Genomic DNA, 230 nt, shown 5'->3' on the forward strand with positions numbered 1-230 from the left:
AGGTGGTACAGGAATATCAACCTGTTGTCCATCGCCTACGCCTTTCGGCCTCAGCTTAGGTCCCGACTAACCCTGGGAGGACGAGCCTTCCCCAGGAAACCTTAGGCTTTCGGTGGACAAGATTCTCACTTGTCTTTTCGCTACTTACACCGGCATTCTCACTTCCAAGCGCTCCACCGCTCCTTCCGGTACGGCTTCACCGCTGCTTGGAACGCTCCCCTACCCAGTCC

Annotated in this window: 1 rRNA gene; it reads right to left on the minus strand. The window is 56.5% G+C overall.

What is annotated here, in order from left to right:
• Positions 1-230, minus strand: a 23S ribosomal RNA gene (locus Q3F21_RS27340); the annotation flags it as partial.

This window comes from Brevibacillus borstelensis, assembly GCF_037834415.1.
Classification (GTDB): Bacteria; Bacillota; Bacilli; order Brevibacillales; family Brevibacillaceae; genus Brevibacillus; species Brevibacillus borstelensis_A.